Origin of the sequence: Pontibacter russatus (assembly GCF_009931655.1) — a bacterium.
GTDB classification, from domain to species: Bacteria; Bacteroidota; Bacteroidia; order Cytophagales; family Hymenobacteraceae; genus Pontibacter; species Pontibacter russatus.
Genome location: NZ_CP047984.1, coordinates 806,208 through 822,861 on the forward strand (window position 1 = coordinate 806,208; position 16,654 = coordinate 822,861).

The 16,654-nt window shown below is 55.8% G+C and carries 15 protein-coding genes; 8 read left to right on the forward strand and 7 right to left on the reverse strand.

All coding sequences use genetic code 11. From position 1 onward, the window contains the following. Nucleotides 1–258 precede the first annotated feature (258 nt). The 5 genes from GSQ62_RS03325 to GSQ62_RS03345 all read left to right on the forward strand — a co-directional run bounded on the left by GSQ62_RS03325 (nucleotide 259) and on the right by GSQ62_RS03345 (nucleotide 6,853). Entirely contained in the window at nucleotides 259–720 is a 462-nt protein-coding gene (locus GSQ62_RS03325) for a GbsR/MarR family transcriptional regulator (protein WP_161888191.1), read from the forward strand. Between the two features lie 83 nt (nucleotides 721–803). Continuing rightward, on the forward strand, nucleotides 804–2,159 hold the full coding sequence (locus tag GSQ62_RS03330) for a TolC family protein (protein ID WP_237586947.1): 1,356 nt from the start codon (nucleotides 804–806) through the stop codon (nucleotides 2,157–2,159). Between the two features lie 20 nt (nucleotides 2,160–2,179). Beyond that, a complete protein-coding gene (locus GSQ62_RS03335; protein WP_161888192.1) occupies nucleotides 2,180–3,232 on the forward strand; it encodes an efflux RND transporter periplasmic adaptor subunit in 1,053 nt (350 codons plus the stop codon). Between the two features lie 36 nt (nucleotides 3,233–3,268). After that, nucleotides 3,269–6,442, forward strand: coding sequence for an efflux RND transporter permease subunit (locus tag GSQ62_RS03340; protein WP_161888193.1), 3,174 nt, complete (start codon nucleotides 3,269–3,271; stop codon nucleotides 6,440–6,442). A 150-nt stretch (nucleotides 6,443–6,592) separates the two neighbouring features. Further along, nucleotides 6,593–6,853 carry an acyl carrier protein gene (locus tag GSQ62_RS03345; protein WP_161888194.1) on the forward strand — a complete coding sequence of 87 codons (261 nt, stop codon included), beginning with the start codon at nucleotides 6,593–6,595 and terminating at the stop codon, nucleotides 6,851–6,853. Nucleotides 6,854–6,969: 116 nt separating this feature from the next. Here the strand turns inward: GSQ62_RS03345 and GSQ62_RS03350 are convergent, their stop codons facing one another. Together GSQ62_RS03350 and GSQ62_RS03355 are read right to left on the reverse strand one after the other, a co-directional pair. Further along, nucleotides 6,970–7,713, reverse strand: coding sequence for a metallophosphoesterase family protein (locus GSQ62_RS03350; protein ID WP_161888195.1), 744 nt, complete (start codon nucleotides 7,711–7,713; stop codon nucleotides 6,970–6,972). Between the two features lie 3 nt (nucleotides 7,714–7,716). Continuing rightward, on the reverse strand, nucleotides 7,717–8,472 hold the full coding sequence (locus GSQ62_RS03355) for a nucleotidyltransferase (protein ID WP_161888196.1): 756 nt from the start codon (nucleotides 8,470–8,472) through the stop codon (nucleotides 7,717–7,719). A gap of 318 nt (nucleotides 8,473–8,790) precedes the next feature. Between GSQ62_RS03355 and GSQ62_RS03360 the strand changes: the two genes are divergently transcribed. Then, the gene (locus GSQ62_RS03360; protein ID WP_161888197.1) at nucleotides 8,791–10,161 is read left to right on the forward strand and encodes an ammonium transporter; all 1,371 of its coding nucleotides are present in this window, start codon (nucleotides 8,791–8,793) and stop codon (nucleotides 10,159–10,161) included. A gap of 226 nt (nucleotides 10,162–10,387) precedes the next feature. Here GSQ62_RS03360 and GSQ62_RS03365 read toward each other — a convergent pair whose 3' ends face one another. Next, entirely contained in the window at nucleotides 10,388–10,966 is a 579-nt protein-coding gene (locus tag GSQ62_RS03365) for an AraC family transcriptional regulator (RefSeq protein WP_161888198.1), read from the reverse strand. Nucleotides 10,967–11,247: 281 nt separating this feature from the next. Here GSQ62_RS03365 and GSQ62_RS03370 point away from each other — a divergent pair, with 281 nt between their 5' ends. Continuing rightward, nucleotides 11,248–11,649, forward strand: a complete 402-nt coding sequence (locus tag GSQ62_RS03370) for a hypothetical protein (protein WP_161888199.1) — start codon at nucleotides 11,248–11,250, stop codon at nucleotides 11,647–11,649. A gap of 7 nt (nucleotides 11,650–11,656) precedes the next feature. On the opposite strand, the gene GSQ62_RS03375 is transcribed toward GSQ62_RS03370, so the two are convergent. From GSQ62_RS03375 to GSQ62_RS03390, 4 genes are all read right to left on the reverse strand, one after another. Then, entirely contained in the window at nucleotides 11,657–12,526 is an 870-nt protein-coding gene (locus GSQ62_RS03375) for a pirin family protein (RefSeq protein WP_161888200.1), read from the reverse strand. A 430-nt stretch (nucleotides 12,527–12,956) separates the two neighbouring features. Continuing rightward, nucleotides 12,957–13,619, reverse strand: coding sequence for a response regulator transcription factor (locus GSQ62_RS03380; protein WP_161888201.1), 663 nt, complete (start codon nucleotides 13,617–13,619; stop codon nucleotides 12,957–12,959). 439 nt (nucleotides 13,620–14,058) lie between these two features. After that, entirely contained in the window at nucleotides 14,059–14,877 is an 819-nt protein-coding gene (locus GSQ62_RS20980) for a hypothetical protein (RefSeq protein ID WP_161888202.1), read from the reverse strand. Nucleotides 14,878–15,012: 135 nt separating this feature from the next. Further along, nucleotides 15,013–15,726, reverse strand: a complete 714-nt coding sequence (locus tag GSQ62_RS03390; protein WP_161888203.1) for a hypothetical protein — start codon at nucleotides 15,724–15,726, stop codon at nucleotides 15,013–15,015. Nucleotides 15,727–15,851: 125 nt separating this feature from the next. Between GSQ62_RS03390 and GSQ62_RS03395 the strand changes: the two genes are divergently transcribed. Beyond that, nucleotides 15,852–16,586, forward strand: coding sequence for a DUF72 domain-containing protein (locus tag GSQ62_RS03395; RefSeq protein ID WP_161888204.1), 735 nt, complete (start codon nucleotides 15,852–15,854; stop codon nucleotides 16,584–16,586). Nucleotides 16,587–16,654 lie beyond the last annotated feature (68 nt).

Sequence of the window (16,654 nt, forward strand, 5' to 3'; positions counted from 1 at the left end):
CTTCCAATTCCGTATAAACCTACGCAATTGCCAAGTATAAGCCTACGATTCTTTTGGATGAATAGGTTGTGTTCCATCTGATAATCTACAGTAACAGCAACCAACGGCTGCATAAAATGCACCGACAGGCTGTAGCGGCATGATTTCAAGGATTTCGGAAAAAGAATAAAAAATTTTGGTTCTTTATTTTGAGAACCAGAAGAACTAATCCTTACCTTTGCAGCGTTCTTCCTACACGGGAACAAAAGTACGCTGAACATGACCTTAAATAAAAAGAAAAAAGAGCTCATTGAGAAGATAGGCATCATGCAGGAGAAAACGGGCATGCAGCCAGCCGCCAGCCGCATCGTTGGCCTGCTGTATGTTGCCGATAACCCGGAGCTTACGTTCGATGAGATACGGGAAACGCTGTGTATCAGCAAAAGCGCCACCAGCAACGCCCTGAACCTGCTGCAGCAACTCAACCGCCTCGACTACATCACTTACAACGGCGACCGGCGGCGCTATTTTCGCCTGAAGCTGGACAGATGGCGGGAGTTGGTTACAAAAGAGATAGACGGCATCACTAATTTTTCGGAGATACTGCAGGAAGTGGTGGCTGAGCGCACGCCGGACACCCCGGAATACAACCAGAACATACTGGAGGTGGCTGATTTCCTCAAATACCTGCACGGTGAGCTGCCGAAGCTGTTGCAGCAGTGGGAAGAAAAGCGGAAGTAAATTTTTTTTACCCGCTTTTGTTCTCTTATTCCAGAACTAATTGAACTAAAAGAATTTAACAACATCCTATATATAAAACAACTGTGATCAAGAAAAAAATACTTGTCGGCCTGATGCTGCTGTTCCTGAGCCCTGCCTTTGCGCAGCAGGAGCAGCCCGCCGGACAGATAAAACAAATGACGCTGCAGGAAAGCATCCGGTACGCGCTGGACAACAACCAGGAGGTAAAGAAGGCCGCCTATGACGAGCAGATAGCAAAGGAGCAGATCAGGGAGACGAAGAGCGTTGGCCTGCCCCAGGTGAGCGCCAGCGGCGGACTCGATTACTTCCCGGCGCTGCCCACCCAGATTCTCCCCGGCGAGCTGGCTGGCCAGCCCGGGCAGGATATACCGGTGCAGTTCGGCAAAGACTATAACGCCAAAGCCAACCTGCAGGTGAACCAGCTGCTTTTTAACAAATCCTATTTCGTGGGTCTGGAGGCTGCCAAAACCGCCAAGGACCTGTACCGCCTCCGCTCGCAGATGGTGCAGGAAGACCTTATATATAACATCGGCACCTCCTACCTGATGGCGCTGCAGACAAAGGAGCAGTTCAACACCATCGACGCGAACCTGGAGCGCCTGACGCAGCTGGAGAAAATCATGCAGCTGCAGTACGAGAACGACCTGGTGAAGAAGGTGGATGTGAACCGCATCCGAGTGAGCCGCGTGAACCTCGATAACCAAAAGCAAAGCCTGAGCACGATGTTCGAGCAGCAGAAAAACATGCTGAAGTTCTTCATGGGCATGCCGCTGGAGCAGGATATCGACCTGCAGGACGCCACCATCTTGCTGGAGAAAGTGGACCCCGCTGCGCTGGACGTGAACGCCGCTGCCACCGGCAAAACGCAGTTCCAGTTGCTGAGCACGCAGAAGCGACTGACCAGCCTGCAGGAGAAAAACATCAAGTCAGGCTATTACCCCACCCTGTCGGCTTACGGCCAGTACGGCTACCAGACGCAGCGAAACGAGTTGTTCGACAGCAACATTCCGTGGTTTAAGAGCTCGGTGGTAGGCCTCCAGGTCAACATCCCGATTTTCGACGGCTTTAAGAAAGACGCGCAGGCCAAGCAGGCGCGGCTGGAGATGCTGAAGCTGGACGAAGACATGGAGCAGTTCACGACCAACACCGCCGTTACCCTGACCAACGCGGTGAGCCAGCTGCAGAACAGCCAGGACGCCATCGCGGCCCAGGAAGGGAATGTGGCGCTGGCCCAGGAGGTATATGACACCACCAACCAGCTCTACAAAGAGGGCCTCTCCCCGCTCACCGACCTGCTGGAGGCAGAGGTGCAGCTGCGGGAGGCGAAAACGAACCTGAACAACGAAGTGCTCAAATTTAAAATAGCCCAACTGAACTACCTGCAGGCGACAGGCGAACTACAATCTTTAACCAAATAACATCAGACCCTATATAACAAATGAAAAAGGTAATCTATATCGTAGCCGTGCTTGTCCTTTTAGCTGCTGTTGGCTTTAAGCTGATGGACAACAAAGAGCAGATGGCCGCCAACGCCGCCGTGGCAGAAATAAAAAGCGACGCCATTCCGGTGGGGATAACAGAAGTGAAGACCGCCCAACTGGACAAGTCCTTTACCGCACAGGGCAACTTCGCACCTGTCCAAAGCCTCACGCTCCTGTCTGAGACACAGGGACAGATACAGAAAGTGTACAAGCGCAAGGGCGACAAAGTGAAAGCCGGTGACCTGCTGCTGCAGGTGGAGAACAGTACCATGGCCGCTGACCTGGCCACGGCTCAGGTCAATGCCGAGAAAGCAAAGCGGGACCTGGAGCGTTTCGAGAACCTGGCTGCCGGCGATGCCATCACGCAGCGACAACTGGAAGACGCCCGCCTGGCCGTTAAGTCTACGCAGGGGCAACTGGTGGCGGCGCGCCAGCGCCTGAACAAAACCCGCATCACCGCCCCCATCAGCGGCGAAATCAACGAGATGTATGTAGAGGTCGGTTCCTACCTGAACTCCGGCACAAAGCTATATGACATCGTGAACGTGGACAAACTGAAGCTGGAAGTGAAGGTTTCGGAAAGCCAGGTGCTGTTGGTGGAGAAAGGCGCGAAGGTAAAAGTGAAAGCTGACGCGGGTGCCGGACAGGAATACGAGGGCACCGTGACGGCCATCGGGGCCCAGGCCGACCCCACCCTTAAGTTTGATGTGGAGATAGAAGTGAAAAACTCCGCAGACAACAACCTGAGAGCCGGTATGTACGGCACTGCCTCGTTTGAGGCCGCAGAGCAGCGCGACGCGCTTCTACTGCCGCGCGAGGCCATCGTGGGCAGCATCCAGAACCCAAGTGTGTACGTGGTGAAGGACGGCAAAGCCTATATCCAGAAAGTGAGCGTGGGCACCGTGACGCAGGACCAGGTGGAGATACTGGAAGGCGTGCAGCCGGGCGAGCAAGTAGTGCAGAGCGGCCAGATCAACCTGCGCGACGGAATAAAGGTGTCGGTGCTTTAAGAACAGAACAACTTCTTTAACAGAGAAAACCAGAAAATGAACATAACCAAATTATCCATACAGCGGTCGACCCTGGTGGTGGTGGTTTTCACCGTCCTCACGCTGCTCGGGGTTGTCAGCTACCAGTCGCTCAACTACGAGCTGCTGCCGAAATTCAACCCGCCGGTGCTAACGGTAAGCACTATATACCCCGGTGCTTCGCCGAATGAGGTGGAGAATTCCGTGACGAAGGAGATTGAAGATGCCCTCGCCTCGCTGGAGAACGTGAAAGAGATGAAGAGCACCTCCCTGGAGAGCTTTTCCATGATTGTCATCAACCTGAACCAGGGCACGGACGTGGACCTGAGCTTGCAGGAGGCGCAGCGCAAGATCAACACCATCCTGGCCAAACTGCCGGAAGACGCCGATGCGCCGACCCTGAACAAGTTTGACCTCGACGACCTGCCTATCATCAAGATGGGTGCCACGGCCAACATGCCGGCTACGGAGTTCTACGACCTGATCGAGAACAAGATCAAGCCGGAGCTTTCGCGCATACAGGGCATGGCGGCCATCAAGGTGCTGGGCGGACAGGAGCGTGAGATCAAAGTGAACATCGACGCCAACAAGCTGGAGGCCTACGACCTTTCCATCCTGCAGGTGCAGCAGAAGATCCGCAACTCCAACCTCGACTTCCCCACGGGCAGGATAAAACAGGAGAGCGGCCAGACGCAGATCCGACTGGCGGGCAAGTACGAGTCGCTGGACCAGCTGCGCAACCTGATCATCCGCGAGGACCAGAACGGCATGGTGCGCCTGTCTGACGTAGCCGAAGTGCAGGATACGCAGAAAGATGTTGAAGTGCTGAACCGCATCAACGGCAAAGCCTCGGTGGGAATCACCATCCAGAAGCAGTCTGACGCCAACGCCGTGGAGGTAAGCCGCCTGACTAAGGAAGCACTGGCTGAGCTGGAGAAAACCTACGCCGACGTAGGGCTTAACTTCAACATCGCCAATGACTCTTCTGACTTTACCCTGGAAGCTGCCGATTCAGTGATTCACGACCTGGTGATTGCCGTTATCCTGGTGGCCTTCGTGATGCTGCTGTTCCTGCACTCGCTGCGCAACGCCGTCATTGTGATGATCTCTATCCCGGCATCGCTGGTGGCCACGTTTATTGCCATGTTCCTGCTGGGCTACTCGCTGAACCTGATGTCGTTGCTGGCGCTCTCGCTGGTGGTGGGTATACTGGTGGATGACGCCATTGTGGTGATTGAGAACATTCACCGGCATATGGAAATGGGTAAGAAACCTGCCCAGGCAGCCTATGACGGTATCCGGGAGATTGCCGCTACGGTTACATCCATTACCCTGGTGATTGTGGTGGTATTCATCCCGATTGCACTTTCTACAGGGCTGGTATCGGACATCCTGCGCCAGTTTGCGGTGGTGGTGGCCGTGGCAACGATGATCTCGCTGTTCGTGGCCTTTACGCTGATTCCGCTGCTTGCCAGCCGGTTCTCCCGCCTGGAGCATATATCCGACAAGAATATTTTCGGAAGATTTATCCTCGCTTTCGAGCGCTTCCTGGACAGGGTGATCGATGGCTTTACCGCGGCCCTCAGGTGGGCGTTCAACCACAAGTTTATCACGCTGGCGGTGACGATCCTTATGCTGGTTGCTTCGTTTGCGCTGGTGCCCTTTGGCTTTATCGGTTCGGAGTTTATACCTGCCGGCGACCGTGGGGAAGTAAGCCTGCAGCTGGAGCTGCCTAAAAACTCCACCGTGGAGCAAACGAACTTTGCCACGCGCCAGGTTGAAAAGTATTTGGAGAGCATCCCAGAAGTAGAGAAGGTGTTTACCACGGTGGGTACTACCTCGTCGGCACAGGAAGGCCAGAACACAGCCTACAAAGCCGACGTTTCCGTGACGCTGGTGGACGTGAAGGAACGCGAATTCAGCACCGACCAGTTCAGCCGCCAGGCCAAGGCCGATATAGAAAGCAGGATTCCGGACGTGGAAGTAACGCCGGTGCCGGTGGGCCTGGTGGGTAACTCGCAGGCGCCTATCCAGATCATCATTTCCGGCTCGAACCTGGACAGCGTGATGGCTTTCTCGGAGAAGGTGATGCGGATTACGGAAAGCGTAGACGGTACTGCCGACGTGGAGACCTCCGTGGAAGGCGGAAACCCGGAGATTGAGGTGGTGGTGGACCGCGACAAAATGGCGAGCGTAGGCCTTTCGCTGGAAAGCGTGGGTGCCAGCATGCAGCTGGCCTTCAGCGGCAACTCGGATGTGACCTTCCGCTCCGGCACCGAGGACTACGACATCAACATCCGCTTGGATGAGTTCGACCGCCGCAGCGTGACCGACATCGGCAAGCTCTCTTTCGTGAACAACCAGGGACAACTGGTGCGCCTGGCGCAGTTCGCGGATATACGCCAGTCCACGGGCCCGTCGCAACTGGAGCGCTATAACCGGGTGACTTCGGTAAACGTCAACTCGCAGGTGATCGGGCGTCCGTCCGGTTCGGTGGGTGCCGATATACAGGCGAAGATGGCCGAGGTGGAGATGCCTGCGGGCGTGAGCCTGGAATATGGCGGTAACCTGAAAAACCAGAGCGAAGGCTTTGGTACGCTGGGTGTCGCCTTACTGGCCTCTATCATCTTCGTGTACCTGATCATGGTGGCCCTGTACGACTCTTATGTCTATCCGCTGGTCGTGTTGTTCTCGATTCCGCTGGCGATCATCGGTGCCTTGCTGGCCCTGGCGCTGGCCGCCCAGTCGCTGAGTATCTTCTCCATCCTGGGTATCATCATGATGATCGGCCTGGTTGCCAAGAACGCCATCATGGTGGTGGACTTCACCAATAAGCTGAAGGACGAGGGGGTGTTCGTGAAAGATGCGCTGATTGAGGCTGTGCGGATCCGCTTCCGCCCGATCCTGATGACGACGCTGGCGATGGTGATCGGTATGTTGCCGATTGCGCTGGCGGGCGGCTCGGTGGCCGCCACTAAAAACGGCCTGGCCTGGGCGCTCATCGGGGGCCTTAGCTCCTCCATGTTCCTGACGCTGATTGTGGTGCCGGTTATCTACTATGGTTTCGACCGCATCCTGGCCAAGTTCGGGTTGGATAAGAAAACCAAAATAGAGCTGGAAGACAAGACGCTGGAAGAACTGGAGCACGAGACCGCCATGCTCGAGGAGCAGAAAATGGCGCACGCGCATTAATCTTATCAATTTAATCAGAAAAGCAGGTGTTCATATATAGGTGGGGTTTCGGCCCGGCCTATATATGAATTCCTCAAACCAGGCGACAATGAGCCCGATATATAACTGCTCAACCTGCCCTGGCGTTGCCTCATCACTTTATATACCACTATGGCTACCTTAGTCTACAACACCCGAACCATCCGCGATGAAGTCGTAAAGATTGTCTGCTCCGTCAAAAGGATAAAGCCCGGCCAACTGCGCAGGGCAAAGGATTTCACCGAGCTCAACTTCGATATCCTGGACTTGGTGGACATTATTCTGAAAGTAGAAAAATTCTTTGGCGTGGTGATACCGGATGAAGTGCCGGTTTACTCTGTCGATGATTTCGTGAAGTTTATATATAGCCAGACCGCAAAACGGGCGGTTTAGCGGATACAGCAAGCTCCCATACAGGAGGGGTAATGCTATATAAAGCAGAAGCCAGGGCAGATGATTTGCCCTGGCTTCTGCTTTATATATGGATCACTGCTTTATATATAGCCGGTCTATACCTCCAGCACGTAGAAGGGCGGGTCGAAGCCCTCCTGCACCAGAATGGGTTTGGACACATTGAATACTTTCACGCCCTTTGATGTCTCGCCCGCCAGGGTGCCAATGTGCGCGTGCCCGTGAAAAGCGGCCAGCACCCCTCTCCTATTGAGTGGCTCGGCCAAACGCGAGGAGCCCAGGTACGGGAATATCTGCTCCGGCTCTCCCACCACCGTGGCCCTTATCGGGGAGTAATGCAGCACAGCGATCTTTTTCAGTTCCGAATATTCACTGTCCAGTCGCGACAGGGCGCCATCCAGCTTCAGGGACTCATCCACTGCCTCCTGCACAAAGTTTTTGATCATCGGCTCGCCAAACATGCCCAGCATCCCTTTGTCGAAACCTCCGCCAAAGCCTTTCACCCCGGCGAAACCCACATCACCGATCACCACAAAATCGCCGTCCAGCAGATGCACGTCTTCTTTCACCAGGGCCTTGCGGATCTCATCCTGGTGGTCCCGCTCATAGTCGTGGTTTCCGAGCACGGCCACCACGGGTATGCTGCAGGCCTTCATTTCATCCACTAAGATTTCCGCCTCCGTCATGCGGCCGGTGTCCGTCAGGTCACCGCAAAGCAGCAGCACATCCGCCTTCTCCGACACCTGCGTGAAAAACTCCTTCCACTTCCCGCCATCTGTTTCCCGCACATGTATGTCTCCGACTGCTGCAATTCTCGTCTTGTTCTTTTTCGCGTTTGCCATTCCTTAAACTGATCTGATGGTTACTACCTTATAGTCCCATTCGGTGATATCGGTTGCGTACTGCGTCTGGTCGATGAGCGGCCCCCGGCAGATTTTCTCTTTGGGGAGCGGCATGTCGTACTGTTCCTTCGCCCGCACCAGCAGCTCGTCGAACAGCCATTTCGGGATCATGTCGCGCTCGGAGGGGTATACGAACTGGAAGGAAAGGAACTGCGCCAGCAGCAACTGCCAGTGCACCTCAATGTTCTGCCACAGCCACTTCCAGTCGAGGTGCTGGCCGTAGCGCAGGATGATGTGGTTGATGTCGCCGCCGTCGTAGCGCTCCCGGTTCTGCACATACAGCTTCGACCATATGAGCGCCTCGGCCGGAATCACGCGCACCTGTATGCCCAGCATCTCGCTCTGCACCGACCGCTCGAACCAGTTGTCGTCCACGTGGCAGTGGTTGCCGGGGTTATTGAAGATGATGTCCATGAAATGGTCGCCCTTGATGGCCTTGGCCAGCCAGCGGGCGTCTGTCAGTTCTGTCTCGTAGCCGTTTTCGGTGAACTGCTTCAGGATGCGCGGGCAGTCCCCGGACTTGCAGAAGATGTCCAGGTCTTTGGTGTCGCGCATCAGGTCGGTGTAGAGGCGCAGGGCGAAGCCCCCGCCCACCAGAAAATCGCACTTGCTCTCCGACAGCAGCGTCAGCACGTCCTTGTAAAACTCATGGGCCGCCTGCCGCTGTATGCCCTCGTTAATCTCGATTACTTTTGTCATGCTGCTTCTGTCCTCTTTTATATTATGTCATCCCCGTCGGTATACGGCCAGCTTTGGCAGCCTCTACAGCCTGCCCAGCGACTTTCTTATACTTCACTTACCCATGCGCATAACCACCATTTACTTCATAATGCGCGGAATGGTTATGGTATTATACAAACGGCCATCTTGCACCCACACAAACCACTTTATTTTCAACATTTTCACATATTTGATTATATAATTACAAAATCTTTAATACATTTACCTCGTAAGTATCAATTATTCACATCAACTACTGCTTATTTGCTAACTTTCACTTTTATATATGGAATGGACATGACAAAAGGTTTATCAAAAATCCCGTTTCTGCTGCTGTTGCTGGTTATAGCCGTTGCGCTGGCCATGCCAGGCGTTCCGGCTGCGGAGAGCACAGCTGAAATCAGCGGCGCAGACACCGCCTGGATGCTGGCCGCTACAGCGCTGGTCCTGATCATGACTCCCGGGCTGGCGTTCTTCTATGGTGGCATGGTGCGCCGGAAGCACGTGCTCTCCACCATGCTGCAGAGCTTTATCTGCATGGCCGTTGTAACCGTTATCTGGGTGGTGTTTGGGTTTAGCCTGGCCTTCGGGGAGTCGGTCGGGGGCATAGTGGGCAGCCCCGCTACCTTTTTTATGATGCGCGGCGTGATAGAAGGTGCTCCCTGGCCGATGGCCCCCACCATTCCGCTGCTGCTCTTCGCTATGTTCCAGCTGAAGTTCGCCATCATCACACCCGCACTCATCACCGGTGCCTTTGCCGAGCGCATCCGCTTTATCTCATATACGCTCTTTATCGGTTTTTTCTTTGTATCCATATATGCCCCGCTCGCCCACATGACCTGGCACCCGGAGGGGCTGCTGTTTGAACTGGGCGTGCTCGACTTTGCCGGCGGCACCGTGGTACACATGTCGGCGGGATGGGCGGCACTGGCCTCTGCTATCTTCCTGAAGCGGCGCCACGACACCAGCAACCACAAGCCCGCGCACATCCCCTACGTGATGTTGGGCACCGGGCTGCTTTGGTTCGGGTGGTTTGGCTTTAATGCCGGCTCGGCCATGGGCGCAAACCCGCTGGCCGTGGTCGCGCTCGCCACCACCGTCACTGCCTCTGCCGCAGCCGCTGTCTCCTGGATATTTTTTGATGCCCTGAAGGGCCGCAAGCCCTCTGCCATGGGCACCTGCATCGGGGCCGTGGTGGGTCTGGTGGCCGTGACGCCCGCCGCAGGCTTCGTGACCATCCCGCACTCGCTGGTAATTGGTGTGGTTGCCGCCGTGGTCAGCAACCTGGTGGTGGAGTGGCGCACCCGCACCTCCCTGGACGATACGCTGGACGTGTTCCCCTGCCACGGGGTCGGCGGGATGGTGGGGATGCTGCTGACCGGCGTTTTTGCCAGCCAGGCCGTGAACCCGGCGAACGAAACCGGAAACGGCCTGATTTTCGGGGAAACGACTCTGTTTCTGGTACACCTGGCCGCCTTGGTAGGCGTTTCGGTATTCGCCTTCTGCGGCTCCTGGGTACTGCTGAAAATAACGGACATGATTTCTCCCCTGCGCGTGACGCAGCAGGAGGAAATAACCGGCCTCGACCTGAGCCAGCACGACGAAAGCCTCGACGAGCCAGGGGCTGAGGTGGTGGAGCAGCGGGAAAATCAGTTGGTGGCCTCTTAAACCTCCCGGCAGGTTCTCCTCGGAATTAATTATATATAGCTTGATACCCTACCCACACCAGTGGCACATTGCTGCGGGTGTGGGTTTGTTTTTAGCAGGCAAAATCGTAGAACAAGGTGTTCGGGGCGGGCACCGGAATCAGTTCCAGGCTGCCAGCAGCAGGTACAGGCAACAAACTTATATATGATTTAAATTCAGGCCTTCCTTGCTGGTACAGCAGGCAGCGCTATTCCTGCACCTTGTCAATGGTTTTGCGCTTCTGCGTCTTCAGCTGCTTGAAGTGGCTTGGCGTGAGCCCGGTTGTTTTCTTAAACTGGTTTGAGAGGTGCGCCACACTGCTGTAGCCCAGCATATAGGCAATCTCCTTCAGGCTGAGTTCGTTGTACACCAGCAGTTCTTTTACCCGCTCGATGCGCTGCAGAATCAGGTACTTTTCGATGGTGATACCCTCGAAGGAGGAGAAAAGGGTGCTCAGGTAATGGTAGTCGACGCCAACCTTCTCGGCGATATAGTCGGAGGTGTTGATGTGCAGCCCCGCCTCCTCGCCCTGGTGTACGAGCGCGATGATGGCCAGCTTTACCTGCTCAATCAGCTTCGTTTTACGGTCATCGAGCAGTTCAAAGCCGCTGGCGTGCAGCACCGCCCGTATCTGTTCCATATCCACTTCATCACCGGGGGCGGCAATCTCCGCCTCCCCCAGCCCTACCTGCAGCACCGTGAGGCCGAGTTGTTCCAGTTCTTCCGCCACCACGCGCTTGCAGCGGTCGCAGACCATGTTCTTTATATATAACTTCACGTTTGCCATAGCACAAATTTAGGAAAGCCAGCCCAAGCGCCAAGCCGGGAAAGCGTTTTCATCGAATCCGCCCCACCGTAAGCAGGCACTCCCAAAGCTGGCGTGACATGCCGCTATATATGGCCTGACACAACCAGCCATCCTATATGCAGTCCAGTCTAAACGTAACAAAGCATCTGGATAGATGTTCTGAGGGCAAAGGCGCTCACACTTAAACTTAGAGGAATATATGGCCGAGGGAGATTGCAATGTATTTTTGCCTATATTGAGTACGCATCCACATCTCCGCCATGTCGTCCGAAATTCAGGACTATCTGTCCATCACCTTCCGGGAGGAAGAACGGCTGCTGCAGGCCGCGTGGCTCCGGAGTGTGAGCAGCGGGGAGTACCGCAAAGGCGTCACGCTGCTGAAAGACATGGTAGTGGAGAAGCAGGCAGCTTTCCTGCTGGCGGACTCCCGCCGGTTGAGTAGCGTGACTTTTGCGGACCAGCAATGGATAATCCGGGACATAGCGCCCGCCCTGGTAGCCTCGGACCTTCAGAAATTTGCCCGCGTGCTGACGGAGGATGTATTCAATTATATCACCTTCGAGAACCTGCTGCAGCGCATCACCGAAAACCACAGGATAGGCGTCGAGGTCGCGCAGTTCACGTCGGTACAGGCCGCGCTGGACTGGCTCCGGATGGATTAGGCGGCCGTCAGTCTTCTATCAGGATTCCCATCCTGCCCTGTTGGAAATCCCGCATGGCCTGCAGCACCTCGGTTTGGGTGTTCATGACAAACGGCCCGTGCGAGGCTACCGGCTCGTGCAGCGGCTCGCCTGCCAGCAACAGCAACCGCGTCGCCGCTCTGGCCGTCACGGTGCAGCCTTCGCCGTCCTGGTTCAGCAGCACCAGGTGGTGCCCATCCACTAAGCCATATCCCTCCACCTGCAGGCTGCCGTCCAGCAGGTACAGAAATGCGTTGTAGTGCTCCGGAATGGGAAAGGCGTACGTTGCCCCGGCTTCCATCCCGATGCGCAGCGCAAGTACCGGGGTCGGGGTTTTGATGGGGCCCAGCACTTCTTTAAAAGCCCCCGCCACCACCCTTACTTTTATGCGTTCGCCGTCCAGCACCAGCACAGGCGTGTCCTCGGCCTGCAGCGGAATGTATTCGGGTTGGTTCATCTTGTGCGCTTTCGGCAGGTTCACCCACAATTGGATAATCTCCTGCACCCCGCCATGCTCCTCTATATCGGCGGGAGGGCGCTCGCTGTGTACCATGCCCCTTCCTGCGTTCATCCACTGCGTGCCGCCCTCATATACCACGCTGTCGTTGCCCCGCGAATCGCGGTGATGCACGCCGCCCTTGTACACAAACGTGACCGGGGAGAAGCCGCGGTGCGGATGCGGCCCAACGCCAGCCTGGCGAGGGGAAACCCCTTCCGGCAGTTGATGCACGTGGTGGTGCAGCAGCAGAAAAGGGTCTATCTGCTCTACCTGCTGCGTCGGAAAGGGCTGCCGCACGGGCATCCCACCCATATCCACCACATCAGCGCGCAGTAGGCGGCTCACGGTTCTGTTTTTCATGGCTTCCGTATGTATATGTATTTACGGAAACGGCTGTGGTTTAGTAGCGCGCGGCACCGCTATATATAACCTAAACAGGCGGCGGTGCGGCTGGCACAGGCGCAAAAGACAAGCGGCAGACGCAGAAGGAAGACAGGTTTTATTCCGAGAGGGCTTTGGCTATGGTGCGCTGGCCGCAGGTTCCCGTGGTGGGGGGTATAAGTGAAAGGACACAGGTATCAGGTATCAAGGCACAAGACATTATATGCTGAACTTAGTTAACGCCTAGAGTTTGCGGTGTATCAAGCTCTTATGGATAACGCAGGTTAATTTTGTCCGGAGGCTTATACCGCTCTATATGCTGCTTGATTTCCTTGCATGTATATATACCTTACCCGCTTGAGTTCCCGTAGCAGAATTCTCTGCAGTGAGCAGGGGTGCTATGCAGCATTCAGGATATAATCCTGTTCAGGACGGCAAACTTGATGAGAGCGGCCGTGTTCTTGGTGTGGGTTTTCTCCAGCAGGTTCTGACGGTGCGTTTCGATGGTTCGTTTGCTGGTGAACAGTTTTTCTGAAATCTCGGCATTGGTAAACCCTTCTGATATAAGGTTCAGCACTTCCAACTCTCGCTTCGACAGCTCTTTGTGAGGTTTCCTGACAACGTCAAGGTCCAGAGGGGGGGCGGGAGGGACATGGTGGTTTGCTTTGCGCAGGAGGTCGATGGTAAGGGTGGGGCTGATGTAGCGCATGCCAGAGGCGACCAGCCTGATGGCCTCCAGGAGTTCTTCTTTGCTGATGTTCTTCAGCAGGTAGCCCGCCGCCCCTGCCTCCAGCATCTGGTGTACGTACCATTCATTGTCCAGCATCGACAGCACTAGCACTTTTAAGTCTGGGTGCCGCCGCTGCAGCAGATTTATGGCCTCCAGGCCATCCATGTCAGGCATGCTGATGTCCAGCAGCACGATATCAGCGGGCACGGAGGTGAGCAACTCCAGCAACTCGCTGCCGCTGGCGGCTTCTCCGGCAACCTCAATTGCCTCATCCTCCGTCAGCAGCGCTTTTATACCCTCCCTGAACAGTCTGTGGTCATCAGTGAGAACCAGTTTTATCATATATGCTTACGTGTGTCTGTGTTGAAGACTTTTGATTGAGGAAGACAGGCGTCTTATACGTTTCAGCCCAACAAGACAATGTAGTTTTTCCCTAACTATCAAATGTTAGCCGAAGTCCGGGCAGTTCCTTTTGGCGCCCCCCGGAAGGTAGCCGCCACTGCACTGCTTTGCTATATATAAAGATAGACAGGGACTAGTATTCAATACTAACCTCAATAAAACATTACGTATAAACTCAAGTCTTTTTACGTATTTCCCCGTACGCTGCAGTTGCACTTTACAAATTTTATGCCTTTTTATGGCCTGTCGCGGCTCGGCTATACAAGACCTGTACATTCTCCTTTTCTATCGCTTTATCTTGCTCCGTTATAACAGGGAAGCGCCTGCCATATAAAGGCTGGCGCTTCCCTGTTGCGGTTTATATAGCGCTACAGGCGGTTCAGTAACCGGAGTCTCTGTTGGGGTCGTGGTTGGTGTAGCCGCCCCTGTCGGCATTGGCGGCATAGCGTCCGTAGTCGGGGGTGTCCGTGGAGCGGGAGCCGCCGTAGTTTCGGCCGCCGTAGGGGCTGCTGGTGCCTATGGCGTAATCATCCCCGAAATGCCGGGGGCTGTAGTTCGGCATGCCTCTGTCAGAATGTAAGCCTGAGTTGCCGTAGCCGCCGCCATATCCCGAAGTGGACACGTAATCGCCCATGTTGCCGCCGCTGCCGCTCATGGAGCCGTAACGGGCGGAGCCGCCGAAATCGCCTTTGGCGCTGTAGTTGGCGCCGCCAAAGGCAGCGCCGCTGTAGCCGCTCATCCTACCGGTGCCGTAGCCCTGCTCCAACTGCGCGTTCCGCTCCCGCTGCATTTCACTCGCGGTATCGTAGCGGTCAGAGGTGCCCCCAAAGCCGGAGATGCCATATCCCTGGCGCACATCACCCAGCATGCCACGGTCGCCGCGCGTGTTCTCGTAGTAATTGCGCTCCATGTCATGGTCGCGGCTGCGGTAGTTCCGGAAATCGTCCCTGTCGCTGCGCCTTCCCGCATCGTAATCGCGGCCACTGTCGCTGCGGGAGCGGCTGTTGCCATAGTCGTGCTCGTAGGCGGAGTCTCTGTAGAAATTGTCGCTGTCGCTGCCTTGTCGGCGGCTGCTCCGATACTCCCGCTCAAACTGATTACCGGGGTGGCGGTGCTCTCTGTTGTTCCAGTCCCGGTCATGCCTGTATTCGTTGCCATAGCCACCCTGGAGATAGCGGTTCCTGTCGTTTCTGTCCATTGCGTTTCAGTAAGGTTATATATAAAGATTCCTGTTTCTTCTAACGTAGTCCAGCGGTGTCGGTTTTTCAAAAGGTGTCGCCTAAAAAAGGCCTGCTTTCTGAGCAGGTCTTTCAGGCATTATATTCTCTTCCGGCTATCTGCTCCTGTCCTCGCGGTTTCGGTACGGGAACGGGTCGCTGTCACGACCGCGCGGGTTGTTGCCGCCGCCGTGGGAGAAGCGCTCGTTGCGGCTGGCGTTGCCGTAGTTTCCACGGCTGCCCGCGCTGCGCTCCCGGTCCTCGTCGCGGTTGTTGTAGCCGGTGGAGCCGTAGCCGGTGTTGCCGTATTCCCTGAAGCTGTTGTCGTAACCGATGCTGCCACGGCCTGTGCCGCCGTAATCTTCGCGCCGTTCATTGTCGCCCTGGTTCCCGTATGTGCGCCGGCTGTCGGGGCCGTAGTTGTAGTACATGTAATCGCTGTAGTCGCTGCTGCCAGCAAAGGATCCGTGGTTGCGGCTTTCGTCGTCGGTGTAGTCGCCGTAGCCGTTCCGCACGTGCTCCGACTGGTTTCTGCCGCCTGCTTCGTTATGCGGGCCGTGGCCGCGGTTGGGGCCGTAGCTGGTGTGGCCGTAGGTCGAGCCGCCCCCGTAGGTGCTGCCCCCTTCGCCGTAGCGGGTGTAGTCGCCGTAGGCCCTGGTATAGTTGGAGCCGCGTGGGCCGCTATCGTTTCGCTGGCTGTCATGGTTTCTGGAGTCACCGCTGCTGGCCCTGTCATCGCCCATGCGGTTGGTGCGGCGGTTGCCGTGCTCGTCAAAGTCGGCGTAGTGGTTGCGGTAGGTTCGGTTGCTGTTTTCTCTGTCTCTGTTCATAGCTTTTGGTGTTGATGAAAGATAGTGTTATAACGCAGGCAGTAGCGGCTTGTTATCCTAACCCGCCCCTGGCACAAACTCTGGCTCCGCGAAACAGGTATATATCAGCCTGATATAAAACGACTATGGAGCATCAGCTATATATAGGCACCTCGGGCTGGCACTACAAACACTGGATGGGCACTTTCTACCCTCCGGAAGTGAAGCCGAAGCAGTTTACTGACTATTACACTCGCTTCTTCCGGAGCGTGGAGATCAACAACTCCTTTTACAAACTGCCCTCCGCCGATACGTTCGCTAACTGGCGTAAGTCTGTGCCGGATGATTTCCTGTTCGCGGTGAAGGCGAGCCGCTACATCACGCACATGAAGAAGCTGAAGGATCCGCAGGAGAGCATTGGCCGCTTTTTCGGGAACGCCAACGCCCTGGAGGAAAAGTTGGGCCCGGTGCTCTTCCAGCTGCCGCCGGGCTGGGCGGTAAACATAGACAGGCTGCGGGAATTCCTGCAACTGCTGCCCCCCTACTACCGCTACACCTTCGAGTTCAGGCATCCCAGCTGGTACGCCCCGGAAGTGCTGGAACTGCTCCGGAGCTTTAACGCCGCATTTTGTATCTATGAACTGGAGTGGCATCAGTCGCCGCTGGAGGTGACGGCCGATTTTGTGTATGTGCGGCTGCACGGGCCGGAGGCAAAGTACCAGGGCAGCTACACCGACGAAACGCTGCGCTGGTGGGCGTCGAACTGCCTGGCGTGGCAGAAACAGGGCCTGTCGGTTTATATATACTTCGACAACGACCAGCTGGGCTACGCCGCCTTCAACGCCCGGCGGCTGCAGGAACTGGTGCAGGAACAGCGCTGACGAAATGGCCAGAAATTGTATCCTCCCCGGCCTGAAAACAATGTACAAAGCCACTGGTTTTCTATGTA